This window comes from Pseudoalteromonas sp. NZS127, assembly GCF_015864805.1.
Classification (GTDB): Bacteria; Pseudomonadota; Gammaproteobacteria; order Enterobacterales; family Alteromonadaceae; genus Pseudoalteromonas; species Pseudoalteromonas nigrifaciens.
In genome coordinates this window covers 60,578-76,499 of record NZ_JADYWN010000007.1, presented here as the reverse complement: position 1 = coordinate 76,499, position 15,922 = coordinate 60,578, and the positions used below count along the sequence as shown (strand labels likewise).

Here is a 15,922-nt window from a genome sequence, read left to right as displayed (position 1 = left end):
TTCTCCTTTAATTGCCAGCTACTTTAAAAAAGGGGCTAGTTTTTCATAAAGTATTGGGGGTGAAACAAATTGCATTTCTTTGGAGCTAATTTCTACCGCCACTTGTGTAGTGGACGCCTTGGTAATGCGCTTATTACTGATTGCATCGGTAATAACATAATCAATACGTAAGCGGTTTTCATACTCTTTTAAATACGCTGCCACTTTAATTTTTTGTGTAAATACAGCTGATGCTACGTATTTAATTTGCATATCAACAATGGGCCACGCAAATCCAGAGTCTTTCATTTGCAGGTAGTCGTAGTCAAATATTCTGAGTAACTCACAACGAGCAATTTCTAAATAGCGTGGGTAATTACCATGCCACACTACATTCATTGGATCGCAATCATGAAAAGGGATTTCTATTTCTACGCTGTGCGAAAGTAATGCGCCTTTATTATTCATAAAGCGCCCAGCGTTTGCTTTGAATATAGCTAATAGTTTGTCTTAGCACCGCTTCCATTGGTCTGTCTTCGGTCAGGTTTTCAAAGTAACCTGTTATATCGCTATACATATGCTGCATATCGTCAGTTAAACTCGTAAATTCTAATTCGCCTTGTTTAATTCGCAGCCTTAACCCTTGAATAGCGGCTAATAAGGTACTGGCCATCACTTGCTCGGTAAGCTGTAAAATACGTAAACAATCGCGCGAGGCTATGGTACCCATACTTACTTTGTCTTGATTGTGACACTCGGTAGAGCGCGAAAATACACTGGCAGGCATAGTTAATTTTAATGCCTCGGCAGTATAAGCACTGGCACCAATTTGTACCGCTTTAAAACCATGATTTATATAACGACGCTCAGGGGCACTGTCGGATAAATTAGACGCCAAACCATTGTTATATTTAGTATCAACCAAGGAGGCTATTTGTCGATCGGCTAAATCAGCTAAGTTAGCTACTGCGGTTTTCATGCTGTCCATTGCCATGGCAATGTGGCCGCCATAAAAATGCCCGCCGTGCAGTACATGCTCCCCTTCGCCATCAATAATTGGGTTGTCGTTGGCTGAGTTTAATTCGTTTTCGATCATTTGCCTAAAAAACGGCAAGCTGTCTTGCAGCACACCAATAACATGCGGTGCACAGCGAATTGAGTAGCGATCTTGCAGGCGGTCGGCATTACGTGGATGGTCGTGATGATTTAAATCATCTCTGATCCAACGTGCTATTTGCTGCTGCCCTGGGTGAGGTTTTACCGAGAATAAAATTTCATCAAAATGATGGCTATTTCCTTTGAGCGCTAAGCTAGCAATGGCGGTAATACGACTGGCTAATTTGGCTAAATAATTGGCTCTGTCGAAGGCTAAGCAGGCTAATGCGGTCATTACCGCGGTGCCATTCATTATTGCAAGGCCTTCTTTTGGGCGCAGCACGAGCGGCGTTAAGCCAACTTCTTGCATTACCGCTAAGCTATTACGTACGGTGTCTTTATAATATACGTCGCGCTCGCCTATCATAGCACCAGCAACATAAGATAATGGCGTTAAGTCGCCACTGGCACCTACCGATCCCTCTTGAGGAATAACCGGTACAATATCGTGATTTAAGTAGTCGCGCAGTAAATTCAGCATTTCCCAGCTAATACCCGAGTAGCCTTGCGATAAAGACGTAAGCCGCGTGGCTAAAATTGCTCGTCCTTGTACTTTATTAAATACATCGCCTAGTCCACATCCATGAAATCGCGTTAAATGTAGGGGGAGTTCATCTACTAAATTTAATGGTACTGCTACGGTTACTGAGTCGCCATAACCGGTCGTTACACCGTAAATAACGCCGTCTTCTTTTAATAATGTATCTAAAAAACTCAGCGCACTATTAATTTTGCTACTAAATTCGCTGCAACCACTAATTTGCACTTGGGTGTGGTTATGTGCAATATCAACAATGTTTTCGATTGATAATCGCTGCTGACCAAAAAGCTGTGTGTTTTGAACTGGCACTTCTATTTCTCCTTTGCTTGATCGCGGGCGACTTGCTGATCATTTTGCCAAAAATCGTAAAAATTAAACCATTGATAAGGATATTGCGCAGCATAGTGACCTAAACGCTGCGCATAGTCTGTAATTACTTGGTTTAAAATTGCCTGTCGCTGGGTGCGTGGCATTTTTAAGCTGTTGCTGTATTGCTCAAATATTACGTGGTACTTACTGCTTTGCTGATCTTTTAAACAAAACAAAAAATAAACTGGGCAATCAAGTAATGCCGCTAAAATAAAAGGTCCTTGAGAAAACGGGGCTGGCTTGTCTAAAAAAGGCACTTGCACAGAGCGCGCGGCAGTGGTGGTACTGGTGCGATCGCCAACAATAACAATAATTTCGCCTTGCTCAATTTTTTCTTTCAATAAAATAGCTAAACCTGGGCCTAAGTCAGTTACTTGAATTAAGTTAACCGCTACGTTGGGGTTAATTTTTTTCAGCATTTTATTAAATTCTACTGCATGATGAGTAAACACCAGCACGTTAATAACTTTGCCACTGCGATGTTGGCTAAGCGCTCGGCACACTTCTAAATTACCCAAATGCGAGCCAATAAAAATAGCCCCTTGGCGTTGCTCATTTAATTGGCTAAATAAATGCTCGTTGGTATATTCAATATCACTTAAGCTAATACGCCCAAGCCAACCATCTATTTTATCAAAGGCGCTGTCGGCAAAACTACAAAAGTGCTTTAGTTGCTGCTTAAGTGTCACGCTTTGCCTAGTGCCGGTGTACAAATTAACTTGCTGTAAAAACTGTTTTGAAGCAGCACGGGCAACCCTACCAGTAATAAAGAGATACACCACCACAGGAAACAAAATAAGCCACAGTCCTTTGCGACCCAGTATTTTATGTGTAAATAGCAGAGTTTGAATGCCTAAATAATTACCGCGCTCTTGCATTTTAGACCAATGTTTAACGGCCATAACGTCTCTTTAATTTGTGTGCTATAAGCCAAGGCGAGCGCACTAACATACCAAAAAATAATCGCGTATGTAGCCAAGATATACGCACGTTGTCGTGCAATGGCTGAAAGTGAGAAAGCCCATTTTCTGGATAGATCACTTGGCTAGGTAAAAATATAAACGGCACATTACGCCAATATAAACGCACTAATATTTCAGGATCAAAGTCCATCCGCTTGCCCAGCTTAACTTCTTTTAACAGTTTTTCGCAGGCTCCCAGCGGATACACTCTAAAGCCACACATAGAGTCAACAATTTCAAAACTAAGGGTTTCAATCCATACCCACACATGGGTTAAGTACCGTGCTAAATAGCGATGCTTAGGCACTGAAGCGTCGTATATTGGGCAACAGCTTACTAATGCCTGTGGATTGGCGTTTGACAGGCGCAAAAGCTGCGCTAAATCGGCCAAGTTATGTTGGCCGTCGGCATCAACTTGAATAGCATGGGAATACCCTTGCTGATACGCATAATGCAAACCGCTTTGTACCGCCCCACCTTTACCTTGGTTGTGCTCATGGGTAACAATGGTAAGTAACGGGTGCTGCTGTGTAAGTGCAGAAAACACTGCTTTAGCTGCCTCATTACTTGCATCATCTACCATAATAATTGGTAAGTTATATTCAGCTAGGCTGGTTAATACCGCCGCTATCACAGAGGTATGATTGTAGTTTGGAATGACAATACAAAACTTATTCATTTAAACAACACTTTCAAAAACAATTCGCCCAGACGCATGTTGCCCCTTAGCCGAGCGATAAGAAAACACATACTTATTAAGCGCTTTTTGCTCTATGGCTAATACCATAGTAAGGCCTGGCGTAATCACCACCTGGAACTTTAGCACTTCGACATTCTTTACCGCTAATTGAATATTATACTGCTTACAAATTGCAGCAACCGCCCAATCTAGCTGCACTACGCCTGCTAAAATAGGGCCGTCTTTAAAATGGCCATTAAAGTAATCTAAATCCTTGGGCACAAATAAACTTAATTGATAACCTTGCTCGGTTTGCTCACATTTAAGTAGTTGCGGCTGCGTTTTAATCAACTTTGTCAAAAAGGTGCTCCAATGCTTTTAAGTTTAATTTAGCTTGGCTGTTATAAGGTAACTGCTCTATAAAACGCCACTTTTTAGGCGTACAAATGCGCTCAAAACGCGTTAGTGCATGCTCTTTTAAAAGCTTATTAGTGGCTAATTTACTTTCACTTTGTAAATATTTTACCCCTTGCTGGCTAAGCACAACTACCGCACCTATTACTTGCCTTGCCCCAGGTAATACAATTACTTTAACGTCGTTTACCCACTCACTGCTTGCTAGGTGGTGTTCTAGTTCATCCAAACTGAGGCGTTTTTCTTCTAATTTTATGATTCGGTCTAATCGACCAAGCAGTTTAAATTGACCACTTTTAAGCACCAAACCTCTATCGTCAAGCGGGTAATCTTTGTGGTTCACTAACGGTGAATTTAAAAGGAGTCTATCGTTTGTGCCAACACTCATTTTTATACCTGAAAACGGCTGCCACGAGCTCACGTTTTCAAGCGAGGTAACTTGTCGATACGCTATACCACCGGTTTCGGTACTGCCAAACACTTGTGTTATTGGTTTATTTAACTGACTGAATAGCGATACTGCATCTTCGTTTGCCAGCGGCCCACCAGATGAAAATATCCATTGTAAGTGAGATTTTTGTTCAATTAATACGTTGTCTGCGCGTAATCGTTTTAGCTGTGCGGGGCTAGAAATTAACACCACTTGTTTAGCGCCCTTGAGCTTGGCGGCTATATGCTCTGGGTAGTGCAGTAAATCGGTATCAACGACATGTCCGGTACTAAGTGGCCATAACAACCTAAATAGCAGCCCGTAAATATGCTGATGCGATACGCTAGCAATAAACATTGGCATACATTTTAACGCATAACTGCTTGATAAAATGCTCAGCTCTTTGTTAATTGTTTGCCACGACTTTACAATTGGCTTAGCTTTACCTGTTGATCCCGAGGTGTAAAACACCAAGTTCCCTTCTTTGGGCCAAACAAGTTGCGCTAAAGGAAAAAAGCCAGGCTGTTCAGGCAAGTTTTCTATATTGATAAAGTCAATACCCAGTGGTTCAACAAGCTCTGAGTCACCTAAAAAACAAGGTGTTTGCTGTAGTAAGGCTTTGAGTGTTTCGGGTTGACCATTAGGTGGCAGTATAACCGTGCAACCGCGCAAGGTGAGTGCCATTAAACTCACCGCAAACTTATAAGTGTTAGTGCTATATAACACCACAGATGTGGGCGCTGTGGCCGGTGAATACTTAGCTAATAGCCGATTAACATCGCTAACAAACTGGCGTTGTGTCACTGCCTTATTTTCATGATTAAAGCACACACTAACATTATTACTTTGAAATACTTTACTTTGAAAGGTACTAAACACGCGCTTTCCTTTTTACTTTTAGCCTGACTAGCCACTCTAAGGCAAACAACACGCCCATAGCTACATAGGCAATCACACCATTATAAAAAGCCCACACTGCCAAACTAGCAAACAGGCTGGTATATAAGGCAATACCACCATTAACTATAAAAAAAACGCACCACAACTGAGTTACTTTTTTAGTGTATTGCACACCTTGCTCATCGAGCTCAGGCTCAGTGATGCGGGCAAAGGTTTCTATTATTGATGGCCCTTTATAAAGTGAGTAGCTAAACACGAGCAACATCACAGTGTTAATAATCACCGGGTATAAACGTAAACCCACATCACTGTCGAACACTTTTGACAATACGATTGCTATCACAGCTAAAAATGTCGCTGGCTTTAACCACGGCATTTTGTCAAATAATGCTTTGCTTAACCACAAGCGTAGTGCAAGCAAAAATAATAATACGATCGCTACCAGTTGGCTATTAAACTGCGTCAGGCCCACATACACAATAACTGGGTAGCAGGCCAAACAAAGCATAATAAGGGTGGTTAACAAGGCTTTAAGCATTTATTTAGTTAACGAGCTTTTCTATTTCGCTAACTACATTTTGCACAGTACGTACTTGCTTAAATGCATCAGGATCAATTTTTTTACCGGTGATTTCTCTTAGTTTTACTACCAAGTCAACAGCGTCAATGCTGTCTAAATCAAGGTCTTGATATAAGTTGGCGTCTAGGTTTATGTCGGCTGGGTCTATCTCAAAATCGTTTTCTAAAATGCCGTGTAATACATCATAAATTTCAGCAGCGGTTTTCATTGTTATTCCTATATATTTTTATAATTTAAGAACGTGCTTGTTCTATAAAGTGTGCTAAAGAATTCACCGAGGCAAAGTGCGCTTTTGTTTGCTCTGAATTGGCATCTATTTTCACATCAAATTGTTTTTTTATTGCCAAACCAAGTTCTAGTGCATCTATGCTATCGAGCCCTAAACCATCAACAAATAATGCTTCATCATCAGCAATGTCTGCAGTTGTCATATCTTCTAGATCAAGGCTGGATATAATTAATTGTTTAATTTGTACTTTTAATTCAGTCATAAATTGCTCAGTTCTTCTGTAAAATAATGTTGTAAGCTGTTAGTTAAATGCCGAGATTGTATAGCGGGTGTGTCACTAACATAAGGCAGGTTACTGTTAAACTGCTTGCTGGCCAGCTGCAAGCTAAAGTGCGCTTGATAAGGCGCTACTTTATACCAAGGTGTACCCTTGGTTAAGGTATTAGGCTGCATTTTTATTAATACTGTAGCGATTGGCACATTACATCTAAGTGCTATATTGGCCGCTCCTCGTTTAAAATTAAGTGCAGTATGGGGCTGTGAACGTGTGCCTTCAGGAAAAACTATTAAGTTATTTCCTTTGCTTATACTGCGCTCACATTCACGTAATAAACCTTCTGGATCTTCGTTACTTATATAACCAGTACTTTTAATTACACCGCGCATAAAGGGGTTTTTAAATAAATGGGCTTTTACTACGCAATCTGCATTTTTAATCACAGATATAAGCACAACCACATCAATTAAAGAGGGGTGATTGGCAAGCACTAATTTTCCGTTTAAATTAGCAAGCTGGGTTTTGTCTTTAATATTAAAACGAATAACGCCTGTGTAATGCATTAATCCAACAAAAAATTTAAAACAGTAATGTACTGTCGCTCTTGCTCTGTTTTTACGGGTGTTTACATCTGCTTCTAATACGTTTTGCAGCGGAAAAACCACTAATGTTAGTACTAAACCACCTATGCCAAACACGCTAAAACAAACACCGGTTGCAAGCACACGCCAACAAAGCCCTGTTATTCTTATAATGTGTTTAATCATGGTAGGTAAGTTGCCAATGATGAGCCAGTGTAGTGTGGGTTAATATCGCACTTTTTTTATCGTGTAGGGCTTTAGCACCTTGCAGGCTCATTGGTAAGTTACTACTTTTTGCAGCAGGGTTAAGTACTTTATTTAAACTAAAACACGGCTCATTTGCTTGAGCAAGGCGCACTATCATAGCAATGGAATGAGTAATTTGTAGCTCGTCAGCAAATTGGTTATATATATCGGGGAGGATTTCATCGCTATGGACTACTAACATGTACGGCTCATTGCTATCAACAAGGCGAATGTAGGCCTCTACAATTGCACACATAAAACTCTCAGCCCCTGCTGCAATAGCATTCATTGCACTGGTATTACTTTTTATAATACTAAAAAGTCCGGCTGCGGCATTATGCACACTCAGGCCAAAACCTGTGGGCGATAATGGTTGCTGATTAACTATATCAACTAATAAATTGGCTGTTTTATGAAAGTCCCCGTGGCGCGATGAGAACACCGCCGATAAATTAGTATACTGATCAGCGCTACTTACTTGCTGAGCACTGTGTAATACCATTTTGCTAAAACGAGTCATACGCCGGCGTTGCATAGGTGCAACCCAATCAAGTGTTATAGGCGAGTTATCATACCAATGATCGCTTTCTATTTGTCGCTGTTCTGGCTGGATCCATGTAGCGAGTTGTTCAACAACAAATTTCACAAATATACATATTTAGTTAATGATAGGACGCAGGATCTTACATTTTTTAACAAAAAAAGTAAAATAAACAATAAAAAAAGCCAGCGCTGGATTTTCATTCAGCGCTGGCTAATAATTCTATGATATTAAAAAGAATTCTTGTTCATTTATACAGCGAGCATGGCCACCAACAACATCACTTGCGCTTAGCTGATTAATCAACTTTTCACCTTGTTGTTGCTGTGCGTCGTTAAGGGGTAAGTAAGGTAATCTAAATACCGGTTTAACTGCCTCAGTCATCATGAGTGCAGTATTAATCGCAATTGGATTTGGCTCGCAAAACAACCAATTTATTAATGGTTGTAATGACGTATTTAGCGCATCATTTGGCGCATCCATTAACTGGCGAAACAATTCTGGCATAAGATTAGAGCTGACCGAAATAACCCCATGAGCGCCATGAGTATGACGAGCATCGTGGCTTTCATCATCATTACCCGACCAACACGCTATGCCTTGCTTCTCATAATGAGCTATACGTTCGTTACCACCACACTCTTTAACACCAATAAAATGTTCGTGCTTTGCTAGTGGTTCAATAATATCAGGCGTTAAGTCTTGTCCTGTACGCCCCGCTACGTTGTAAATAAATGCAGGGCCAATATCAAGAACACGCTTTAAATGCTCTTTTACACCCGCAATAGAGGTGCGCCCATAGTAAGGGTTAATTTGCAACGCAGCATCCATACCACTGGCAAAACCATATTTAGTGGCTTTAATCGCTTCTCGGGTATTATTACTGCCCGTATTACCTACAATTACCAGCTTACTGCTAAACTTATTTACGCTATGCGCTATGAGCATTAAGTGCTCTTCCCAGTTCATTAACTGGCCTTCGCCGGTAGTGCCGCCTACAACGATACCGTCAACCCCAGCTGCTATTTGTAACTCAACAAGGCGATCGTATGTTGCAAGGTCAATTTCGCCACTCGATAAATAAGGTGTTTTAATTGCTGTAATAAGACTTGCTTGTTTAATTTGTTCTAGGCTGCGCATAAAAAATCATTCTTTATAAAACTTGCGCTATTTGTACCATATTTATGTGTGCTTTTGCAGCTGTAAACGCATATTTTGTAATAAAATGGCTTGTAATATTAAGTTTGATAATACAAAATGAACAACTGTATATATAAACAGTGTTTGTATTTTTAATATTAGGCGAGCTTTTATGCGTTTATCTCAGTACTTAACAACCCATTTTTATCATACCGACGAGCTATGCCAGGCACTCAATATTGATGCAGATAAGCTTGAGCATTGGCAACAGCAAAGTGTATTTCCTAAGCCTAGTTATTGTATTAAAAACCAACTAAGTTGCAGCTCATATTCGGGTTTGTACGAATGCGAAGAGTACGACGATTATTACCCACGAGGTTGTGTAAACTGGGGCCAAGGGCTGATAAAACAAAAAATCGATTCATCCAGCCAGGCATTTAATTACTTTGCCCAGCAATATACCGCCAGCTTAACCAAACTTGCCCAACAAGGGTTTGAATTTAACGAAGAACTATTTGGTTGTGAAATAGAAGAACATGTTCAACAAGTATGGCAGCAATTTTTATGCAGCAAATATGGCGTGCTTACTCAAAATGGCTTAATAGACGAAATAGTGGCTGTTGATATAGGCCGCCTAGTGGTTGATGACATAACCGAATTACGCAGTAAAGCGGGGTTAGATCAAGATGAGCGTGCAAAACTGCACCCCGCTATAAAGTTACTCAACCGGGCTTTGAGCCATGGTGCCGATCACGAAAAGCAACACACACTTAGAACCCGCTATATAGATACCCTTATTTTAAAATACGACTTATCGATAAAGTAATAATACAAACTAAACTAAAATGCAGGTTTGAAGTATTAATGCAGGTACGTTAAGGTAAGCAAGCTAGACTAACCACGCCAAACTAGATCAAAAATTGAAAAGCACGATATAATCCGGAGCAGCAATTTTATGAGCAGTACCAGCAAAAACGCAACAACATCTGTAAACCACACACTTCAACAGCAAACGCACAGCATTTCCAGTGCACCTGAGCACTGTATTCAGGTTCGGGGGGCGCGGGTTCACAATTTAAAAAATGTTGATGTAGATTTACCCCGCAACGCACTCATCGTTTTTACTGGTATATCGGGATCTGGAAAATCATCTCTCGCTTTTGGCACCTTGTTTGCCGAGTCACAACGCCGCTATCTCGATTCTGTTTCGCCTTACGCGCGAAGATTAATTGACCAAGTAGATGAGCCCGATGTAGATGATATAAACGGCCTACCTCCTGCAGTAGCACTGCAACAACAACGAGGCACCCCATCGGTTCGCTCATCTGTGGGAAGTGTAACTACTATTTCTAATACCCTGCGAATGCTCTACTCTCGTGCAGGCGACTACCCTAGCGGTCAAAGTATACTCTACGCCGACGCATTTTCCCCTAACACTCCACAAGGTGCCTGCACCTTATGTCATGGTATTGGCCGAGTGTTTGCAGTAACAGAAAAGTTACTTGTACCTGATGATACAAAAACAATTCGCGAACGGGCCATAGCTGCATGGCCTCCTGCGTGGCAAGGACAAAACCTCAGCCGTATACTTGTCTCACTTGGTTACGACATTGATACACCATGGAAATTACTCCCTAAAAAAACCCGCGATTGGATTCTATTTACCGACGAAACTCCCGTTGTACCTGTTTACCCGCAATACAGCAAAGAGCAAACTCGCAACGCCATTGAAAAAAATGAGAAGCCGAGTTACATGGGTGCATACTCAAGTGCTAAACGTTTTATTTTGCACTCTTTTGCTACCACGCAAAGCCCGCGAACTAAAAAACGTGTATCACAGTTTATGCAAATTTCTGAATGCCCTGATTGCAAAGGTAAAAAATTAAAACAGCAATCCTTGTCGGTCAAGTTTACAGGTCTTGATATTGGTGAGTTATCGCAATTAACGCTAACAGAGCTAGCACTGCGACTACGTGATATTGCTAAGATAAAGCCAGCCAAAAATACGCCTAATAGAGAGAAAGCAATTGTAGCTCAGCGAATTGCCAGCGACATTTTGGCCCGGGTAGAGGCACTAACAACGCTTGGCTTAGGGTATCTGTCGTTGCAACGTACCACACCCACTTTATCTGCAGGCGAACTACAACGCTTACGACTAGCAACCCAAATTCGTTCACAACTATTTGGTGTGGTTTATGTTTTAGATGAACCCTCAGCAGGACTACATCCAGCAGATACCCAAGCATTGCTTGGGGCGCTTGATCAACTCATTGCAGCTGGTAACTCTGTATTTGTTGTAGAACACGATGTTAGCGTTATTAAACATGCCGATTGGATTGTTGATGTTGGCCCAGATGCTGGTACGCATGGCGGTGAAGTGATTTACAGCGGCCCTATTAGTGGTTTACAAGGCGTTGCTAAATCTCATACCGCTCGATTTTTGTTTACTGCAGACGCGATAACCAAACACACTTGCAGACAACCTCAAGCCTGGCTAAAGCTCGCAGCAATTGAGCGTAATAACTTACAAAAATTAGATGTTGAATTTCCATTGGGCGTGATGACAACCGTTACCGGAGTTTCTGGATCGGGTAAATCAAGCCTCATAAGTCAAGCTCTAGTGGAGCTGGTTTATGATGCGTTAGGACAAAAAGCCACTTTAGAGAGCCCAACTGACGAAGCCGAGTTACTCGAGCAAGAACTAGAAATTCCCACTGGCGGGCAAATTACAGATGGCATGCAGCACGTAAAACGTCTAGTAAATGTAGATCAAAAGGCAATTGGGCGTACACCCAGATCAAACCTAGCCACCTATACTGGCTTATTTGATCACGTCCGCAAATTATTTGCATCCACTAACAAGTCTAAAACACGACGCTACGATATGGGCCGCTTTTCGTTCAACGTGAAAAAAGGCCGCTGTGCTAATTGTGAGGGTGTGGGGTTTGTTAGTGTTGAGCTGTTATTTTTGCCAAGTGTTTATTCACCGTGTCAAGTATGCCAAGGCCAGCGTTATAACGAGCAAACACTTGAAGTGTGTTATCGCGATAAAAACATTGCTCAAGTACTCGATTTAACGGTTGAATCTGCACGTCAATTTTTTATAGATGAACCACAGATATCACGAGCTTTGGACACTTTGTTACAAGTAGGCCTAGGATATTTACGCCTCGGCCAGCCAGCAACCGAGTTATCTGGCGGCGAAGCCCAGCGTATTAAACTTGCAACCGAATTACAGCGCACACAACGCGGTGATACTCTTTATGTACTTGATGAGCCTACTACTGGCCTGCATCCAGCTGATATAGCAATGCTGATGGTGCAATTAAATAAGCTTGTAGATGCAGGTAACACCGTTATTATGGTCGAACATGATATGCAGGTTGCCAGTAATAGTGATTGGGTTATCGACATGGGCCCCAGCGCAGGTGATCATGGCGGACAAATAGTCGCTCAAGGCTCCCCTGCACAGGTCGCAAAGTCAAAAACCAGCCAAACGGCTCCCTTTTTATTAGTCTAAAATACAGCTATAACAATACTGTTAAACACTTGATATAAGCAAATAACTTAGTGGGTGAGTGGTATAAAGTCAAAATTAGTTTTGCCAATTTATACGTTTTATATTTAAAAAGTGCCTGTAAACCAGATCAAACGCCAGATAATGTAACTTATTGTTAATTAATGCCTTTATTGTTTACCGCTCTAGTGTTGGTAATTTAACTTCGTACAGCTCATTATCTTGCTGTATATAATAAAAACTGTAATTAACAAGTAATTCATCTTTTAAGTTACTGCTTAATATAACGTTCTTTATCTGAAATAATTTAACAAATTATAATCCGTAAAAGCCAGTACGTTTTGCTAGTGGTAAAAATAAATCTAAATAAAACTTGATATCCGGCTGAGGTTACTGTTAAAGTACGTCGCATCGGGTTGATAGAAAGCCCTGTTTATTTGTAAGTACCACGTTGTTATTAGTAATAATCCTTCGCGCTATCCTCAGTTAAATATATGTTTTCTTACTCTTTACATTGCCTTATATAGGGCGCACTTTAATTTTTTAGGATACTACTATGTCTACAACAACTGGTTCAGTTAAATGGTTTAATGAAGCAAAAGGTTTTGGTTTTATTGAACAAGAGTCTGGCCCTGATGTTTTTGCTCATTTTAGCGCAATTACTAGCGATGGCTTCAAAACATTAGCTGAAGGCCAACGTGTACAGTTTACTGTTACACAAGGTCAAAAAGGCCCGCAAGCTGAAAATATTGTTTGCATCTAAATTGTTTAATTTAATGGGTTAGTAATAACCCGTTAATGAATATTAGTTTGAAAGAAGTTCTGTTTATTTGTACGTACCACGTTGATATTAGTAATAATCCTTTGTGTTATCCTCAAGTTAAATATTTATTTTTTCCAGCTTAATCGCCTACTTTCAGGCACATTTTTTATTAATTTCTTAGGATACAATTATGTCTAATACAACTACTGGTACAGTAAAGTTTTTTAACGAAGCTAAAGGTTTTGGTTTTATCGAGCAAGAATCTGGCGCAGACGTTTTCGCACATTTCAGTGCAATCTCTGGCGACGGTTTCAAAACTCTAGCTGAAGGCCAACGTGTACAGTTTACTGTTACACAAGGTCAAAAAGGTCCACAAGCTGAAAACATCGTTTGTATCTAAGATGTTTAAGTTGATGGGTTATTTATAACCCATCTATTTATATAAGTTTGAAAGAAATACTGTTTATTTGTAAGTACCACGTTGATATTAGTAATAATCCTTCGCGTTATCCTCAAGTTAAATATAGGTTTTTTCCGGCTCAATCGCCTATTTTCAGGCACACTTTTATTAATTTTTAAGGATATTATTATGTCTAATACAACTACTGGTTCAGTAAAATGGTTTAACGAAGCAAAAGGTTTTGGTTTTATCGAGCAAGAATCTGGCGCAGACGTTTTTGCACATTTTAGCGCAATTTCTGGCGACGGTTTTAAAACTCTAGCTGAAGGCCAACGCGTACAGTTTACTGTTACACAAGGTCAAAAAGGCCCACAAGCTGAAAACATCGTAGCTATCTAAGCTGTTTTAGCTGATGCGTTTTTAAAGCGCACTAAAAACCCACTCATAGCTAGGCTATAAGTGGGTTTTTTGTTTTTCTATACTTATATAGCATTGTTATTTAGCTTTCATAGCAATAAATAAGATTATTATTAGGCTAGTTTTGATGTTCGTATTGCCCACGATACACTTCAAATACTTTTAGTACTGTATGCTGCTCTTTAGTTAGATTATCAAACCAGTGATCAAATAGATCATCGTTATCCTGTTCACTTAATGCCATATATTGGGCAAGTAACTCAATAATATCATTATGGGTGCAAGTTAAGGGGTTTACTTGTTGTGCTAAAACACTATGGTCGCGCTCTTTTAGAGTATCCATTACTCCTTGATCTATTTGTTGTTGTTTTTGTATTGCGTCGCTCATATGTTACCTCTGAGATCTACTGTTTATGCTATTTTTAACGAATGTAATTATAGTTATAACAGGCTAAACGCCAATAGCCAGCACTTTTGGTTTAACTGCTCATTTTTTGATTTGTTTGCATAAATAGCCAGCAATTATGGTTTTTAAATGCTTATTAAATAATTTTTTGAGTGGCTATAGATCCTGATGAATAAAATGATATAATATCACATAACGTAATGCTGTTATGAGAATTTCCCTATTTTATTTATTAATGAGGTATAAAATGAAAGTATTAAGCTCACTTAAAAGTGCTAAGCAGCGTGCAGGGTGTCAAGTTGTAAAACGTAAAGGACGCGTGTTTGTGATTTGTAAGGAGAACCCGCGCTTTAAAGCTGTTCAGGGTATGAAAAAGAAATAGCATTTAACCACTATCACTTTATAAAGCAGTCACTCAGTGTTGTGTGCAACACAGAGTGACTTTATTTAACTAGTTATTTAACTACCACTGAAAATTCAGGTACTGCCTGAATTACTTTTTTCACGGTACATGTATTTACCGCGGCAACCAGTGCTTTTTTATACTTATCAGGGAATCCATCTGGGAGTGTTATCTCAATAGAAAATAACTTTTTACCATCTTCATCCACATTTTCGTTATTTTGCTTAAGTGACATCCCTTGTGTCGAAATATCGCGTTGTTGGCAAAACTTTCTTGCATAAAAACCTGCACATAACACCATACTCACTAAAAAGTAATCAAACGGTTCTGGGTGCTCTGCGTTGCCACCTGCAGCCAAACTCTGATCGCTTATCACTTCATGATCGCCAAATTTAGCACTGAGCTTTTGGCCATCTAACATTGCAACTGAAATTTCCATCGAGGGTCCCTTATTTTCCAAATAGTAATTCAAAAAAGCCTGGAGGCTCATGTAACTCATGGTACTTTTTACGTAAATTATCTATATTTTTTAGTGGCTGTTTAGCCGCACTCAAACCTTGCAGGTTAGCAGCTTGTTTTGCAAGCTCAGCCTGAGCAATGACTTTATCAAGCCCTTGTAATGATTGCTCTGGTTCTTTATAAAACTTAGCTGTTTTACTTATTTCCACTAACGAGATGAATTCATTAATCGCAAGGTTAAACTCGTCAATATTAGTCGCTTGCACTGCTTGTTTATATGCAAGCCCCGTGTTTTTCATATTAATTTCAAGGTCAACTGGCGCGCTGGCAATTGAGACTGATGACGTGAGTAAAATAAAAACAAAATAAAAGTACTTCATGATAAACCTTTCAATTAAAAACTCCGTCGATTATACCAATAATACGCTAGTAAGTAACCGCAAATGAAAGTGTGTAATGTTTAGCCTTGTTCGCTGTGTAAAGCCCCTTTACACTTTAGATGCAAACTTAAAGAGTAAAGAGCGACTTTTTTGA

General features: G+C 40.0%; 21 protein-coding genes. 6 read left to right on the top strand and 15 right to left on the bottom strand.

Annotated features, from left to right (window positions below):
• Positions 1-18 precede the first annotated feature (18 nt).
• The 12 genes from I6E78_RS08840 to dapA all read right to left on the bottom strand — a co-directional run bounded on the left by I6E78_RS08840 (position 19) and on the right by dapA (position 9,023).
• Positions 19-447 (bottom strand): acyl-CoA thioesterase, encoded by a 429-nt coding sequence (locus I6E78_RS08840; RefSeq protein WP_011330027.1) that lies wholly within the window; start codon positions 445-447, stop codon positions 19-21.
• Positions 440-1,984, bottom strand: coding sequence for an HAL/PAL/TAL family ammonia-lyase (locus I6E78_RS08835; protein ID WP_011330026.1), 1,545 nt, complete (start codon positions 1,982-1,984; stop codon positions 440-442). Before I6E78_RS08835 ends, I6E78_RS08840 begins: the two co-directional genes overlap by 8 nt.
• Before the next feature lie 2 nt (positions 1,985-1,986).
• Complete coding sequence (locus I6E78_RS08830) at positions 1,987-2,946, bottom strand: LpxL/LpxP family acyltransferase (RefSeq protein ID WP_197182308.1); 960 nt, start codon at positions 2,944-2,946, stop codon at positions 1,987-1,989.
• Positions 2,936-3,685 carry a glycosyltransferase family 2 protein gene (locus I6E78_RS08825; protein ID WP_011330024.1) on the bottom strand — a complete coding sequence of 250 codons (750 nt, stop codon included), beginning with the start codon at positions 3,683-3,685 and terminating at the stop codon, positions 2,936-2,938. The genes I6E78_RS08830 and I6E78_RS08825 overlap by 11 nt, the downstream gene beginning before the upstream one ends.
• Complete coding sequence (locus tag I6E78_RS08820) at positions 3,686-4,045, bottom strand: ApeI family dehydratase (RefSeq protein WP_011330023.1); 360 nt, start codon at positions 4,043-4,045, stop codon at positions 3,686-3,688.
• A complete protein-coding gene (locus tag I6E78_RS08815) occupies positions 4,029-5,408 on the bottom strand; it encodes an AMP-binding protein (protein ID WP_197182307.1) in 1,380 nt (459 codons plus the stop codon). Before I6E78_RS08815 ends, I6E78_RS08820 begins: the two co-directional genes overlap by 17 nt.
• Positions 5,401-5,967 (bottom strand): hypothetical protein, encoded by a 567-nt coding sequence (locus tag I6E78_RS08810; RefSeq protein ID WP_197182306.1) that lies wholly within the window; start codon positions 5,965-5,967, stop codon positions 5,401-5,403. The genes I6E78_RS08815 and I6E78_RS08810 overlap by 8 nt, the downstream gene beginning before the upstream one ends.
• Positions 5,968-5,971: 4 nt before the next feature.
• The gene (locus I6E78_RS08805; RefSeq protein ID WP_011330020.1) at positions 5,972-6,217 is read right to left on the bottom strand and encodes an acyl carrier protein; all 246 of its coding nucleotides are present in this window, start codon (positions 6,215-6,217) and stop codon (positions 5,972-5,974) included.
• 25 nt (positions 6,218-6,242) lie between these two features.
• Positions 6,243-6,500 (bottom strand): phosphopantetheine-binding protein, encoded by a 258-nt coding sequence (locus I6E78_RS08800; protein ID WP_011330019.1) that lies wholly within the window; start codon positions 6,498-6,500, stop codon positions 6,243-6,245.
• Positions 6,497-7,282 (bottom strand): lysophospholipid acyltransferase family protein, encoded by a 786-nt coding sequence (locus I6E78_RS08795; protein ID WP_011330018.1) that lies wholly within the window; start codon positions 7,280-7,282, stop codon positions 6,497-6,499. The genes I6E78_RS08800 and I6E78_RS08795 overlap by 4 nt, the downstream gene beginning before the upstream one ends.
• Positions 7,275-7,988, bottom strand: a complete 714-nt coding sequence (locus I6E78_RS08790) for a beta-ketoacyl synthase chain length factor (protein ID WP_182683631.1) — start codon at positions 7,986-7,988, stop codon at positions 7,275-7,277. Before I6E78_RS08790 ends, I6E78_RS08795 begins: the two co-directional genes overlap by 8 nt.
• Before the next feature lie 117 nt (positions 7,989-8,105).
• Positions 8,106-9,023 (bottom strand): 4-hydroxy-tetrahydrodipicolinate synthase, encoded by a 918-nt coding sequence (dapA, locus tag I6E78_RS08785; RefSeq protein WP_182683632.1) that lies wholly within the window; start codon positions 9,021-9,023, stop codon positions 8,106-8,108.
• Positions 9,024-9,195: 172 nt separating this feature from the next.
• Between dapA and I6E78_RS08780 the strand changes: the two genes are divergently transcribed.
• The 5 genes from I6E78_RS08780 to I6E78_RS08760 all read left to right on the top strand — a co-directional run bounded on the left by I6E78_RS08780 (position 9,196) and on the right by I6E78_RS08760 (position 14,102).
• Complete coding sequence (locus I6E78_RS08780) at positions 9,196-9,849, top strand: DUF6058 family natural product biosynthesis protein (protein ID WP_011330015.1); 654 nt, start codon at positions 9,196-9,198, stop codon at positions 9,847-9,849.
• Between the two features lie 129 nt (positions 9,850-9,978).
• Positions 9,979-12,543, top strand: a complete 2,565-nt coding sequence (gene uvrA, locus I6E78_RS08775; protein ID WP_197182305.1) for an excinuclease ABC subunit UvrA — start codon at positions 9,979-9,981, stop codon at positions 12,541-12,543.
• Positions 12,544-13,096: 553 nt separating this feature from the next.
• Positions 13,097-13,303, top strand: a complete 207-nt coding sequence (locus tag I6E78_RS08770) for a cold-shock protein (protein WP_011330013.1) — start codon at positions 13,097-13,099, stop codon at positions 13,301-13,303.
• A gap of 190 nt (positions 13,304-13,493) precedes the next feature.
• The gene (locus I6E78_RS08765; protein WP_011329603.1) at positions 13,494-13,703 is read left to right on the top strand and encodes a cold-shock protein; all 210 of its coding nucleotides are present in this window, start codon (positions 13,494-13,496) and stop codon (positions 13,701-13,703) included.
• 189 nt (positions 13,704-13,892) lie between these two features.
• A complete protein-coding gene (locus I6E78_RS08760; protein WP_011330012.1) occupies positions 13,893-14,102 on the top strand; it encodes a cold-shock protein in 210 nt (69 codons plus the stop codon).
• 136 nt (positions 14,103-14,238) lie between these two features.
• Here I6E78_RS08760 and I6E78_RS08755 read toward each other — a convergent pair whose 3' ends face one another.
• Entirely contained in the window at positions 14,239-14,508 is a 270-nt protein-coding gene (locus I6E78_RS08755) for a hypothetical protein (RefSeq protein ID WP_011330011.1), read from the bottom strand.
• A gap of 265 nt (positions 14,509-14,773) precedes the next feature.
• On the opposite strand from I6E78_RS08755, the gene ykgO reads away from it, so the two are divergent.
• A complete protein-coding gene (gene ykgO, locus I6E78_RS08750; RefSeq protein ID WP_011330010.1) occupies positions 14,774-14,908 on the top strand; it encodes a type B 50S ribosomal protein L36 in 135 nt (44 codons plus the stop codon).
• A 73-nt stretch (positions 14,909-14,981) separates the two neighbouring features.
• Here ykgO and I6E78_RS08745 read toward each other — a convergent pair whose 3' ends face one another.
• A complete protein-coding gene (locus I6E78_RS08745) occupies positions 14,982-15,368 on the bottom strand; it encodes an OsmC family protein (protein ID WP_011330009.1) in 387 nt (128 codons plus the stop codon).
• A gap of 10 nt (positions 15,369-15,378) precedes the next feature.
• Positions 15,379-15,768 carry a cytochrome b562 gene (locus I6E78_RS08740; protein ID WP_011330008.1) on the bottom strand — a complete coding sequence of 130 codons (390 nt, stop codon included), beginning with the start codon at positions 15,766-15,768 and terminating at the stop codon, positions 15,379-15,381.
• Positions 15,769-15,922: the final 154 nt, after the last annotated feature.

Coding starts and splice junctions, on each gene's coding strand:
- I6E78_RS08840 (WP_011330027.1), bottom strand. CDS start 447: ATGAATAATAAAGGCGCATTACTTTCGCACAGCGTAGAAATAGAAATC.
- I6E78_RS08830 (WP_197182308.1), bottom strand. CDS start 2,946: ATGGCCGTTAAACATTGGTCTAAAATGCAAGAGCGCGGTAATTATTTA.
- I6E78_RS08825 (WP_011330024.1), bottom strand. CDS start 3,685: ATGAATAAGTTTTGTATTGTCATTCCAAACTACAATCATACCTCTGTG.
- I6E78_RS08810 (WP_197182306.1), bottom strand. CDS start 5,967: ATGCTTAAAGCCTTGTTAACCACCCTTATTATGCTTTGTTTGGCCTGC.
- I6E78_RS08805 (WP_011330020.1), bottom strand. CDS start 6,217: ATGAAAACCGCTGCTGAAATTTATGATGTATTACACGGCATTTTAGAA.
- I6E78_RS08800 (WP_011330019.1), bottom strand. CDS start 6,500: ATGACTGAATTAAAAGTACAAATTAAACAATTAATTATATCCAGCCTT.
- I6E78_RS08795 (WP_011330018.1), bottom strand. CDS start 7,282: ATGATTAAACACATTATAAGAATAACAGGGCTTTGTTGGCGTGTGCTT.
- dapA (WP_182683632.1), bottom strand. CDS start 9,023: ATGCGCAGCCTAGAACAAATTAAACAAGCAAGTCTTATTACAGCAATT.
- I6E78_RS08780 (WP_011330015.1), top strand. CDS start 9,196: ATGCGTTTATCTCAGTACTTAACAACCCATTTTTATCATACCGACGAG.
- uvrA (WP_197182305.1), top strand. CDS start 9,979: ATGAGCAGTACCAGCAAAAACGCAACAACATCTGTAAACCACACACTT.
- I6E78_RS08770 (WP_011330013.1), top strand. CDS start 13,097: ATGTCTACAACAACTGGTTCAGTTAAATGGTTTAATGAAGCAAAAGGT.
- I6E78_RS08765 (WP_011329603.1), top strand. CDS start 13,494: ATGTCTAATACAACTACTGGTACAGTAAAGTTTTTTAACGAAGCTAAA.
- I6E78_RS08760 (WP_011330012.1), top strand. CDS start 13,893: ATGTCTAATACAACTACTGGTTCAGTAAAATGGTTTAACGAAGCAAAA.
- I6E78_RS08755 (WP_011330011.1), bottom strand. CDS start 14,508: ATGAGCGACGCAATACAAAAACAACAACAAATAGATCAAGGAGTAATG.
- ykgO (WP_011330010.1), top strand. CDS start 14,774: ATGAAAGTATTAAGCTCACTTAAAAGTGCTAAGCAGCGTGCAGGGTGT.
- I6E78_RS08745 (WP_011330009.1), bottom strand. CDS start 15,368: ATGGAAATTTCAGTTGCAATGTTAGATGGCCAAAAGCTCAGTGCTAAA.
- I6E78_RS08740 (WP_011330008.1), bottom strand. CDS start 15,768: ATGAAGTACTTTTATTTTGTTTTTATTTTACTCACGTCATCAGTCTCA.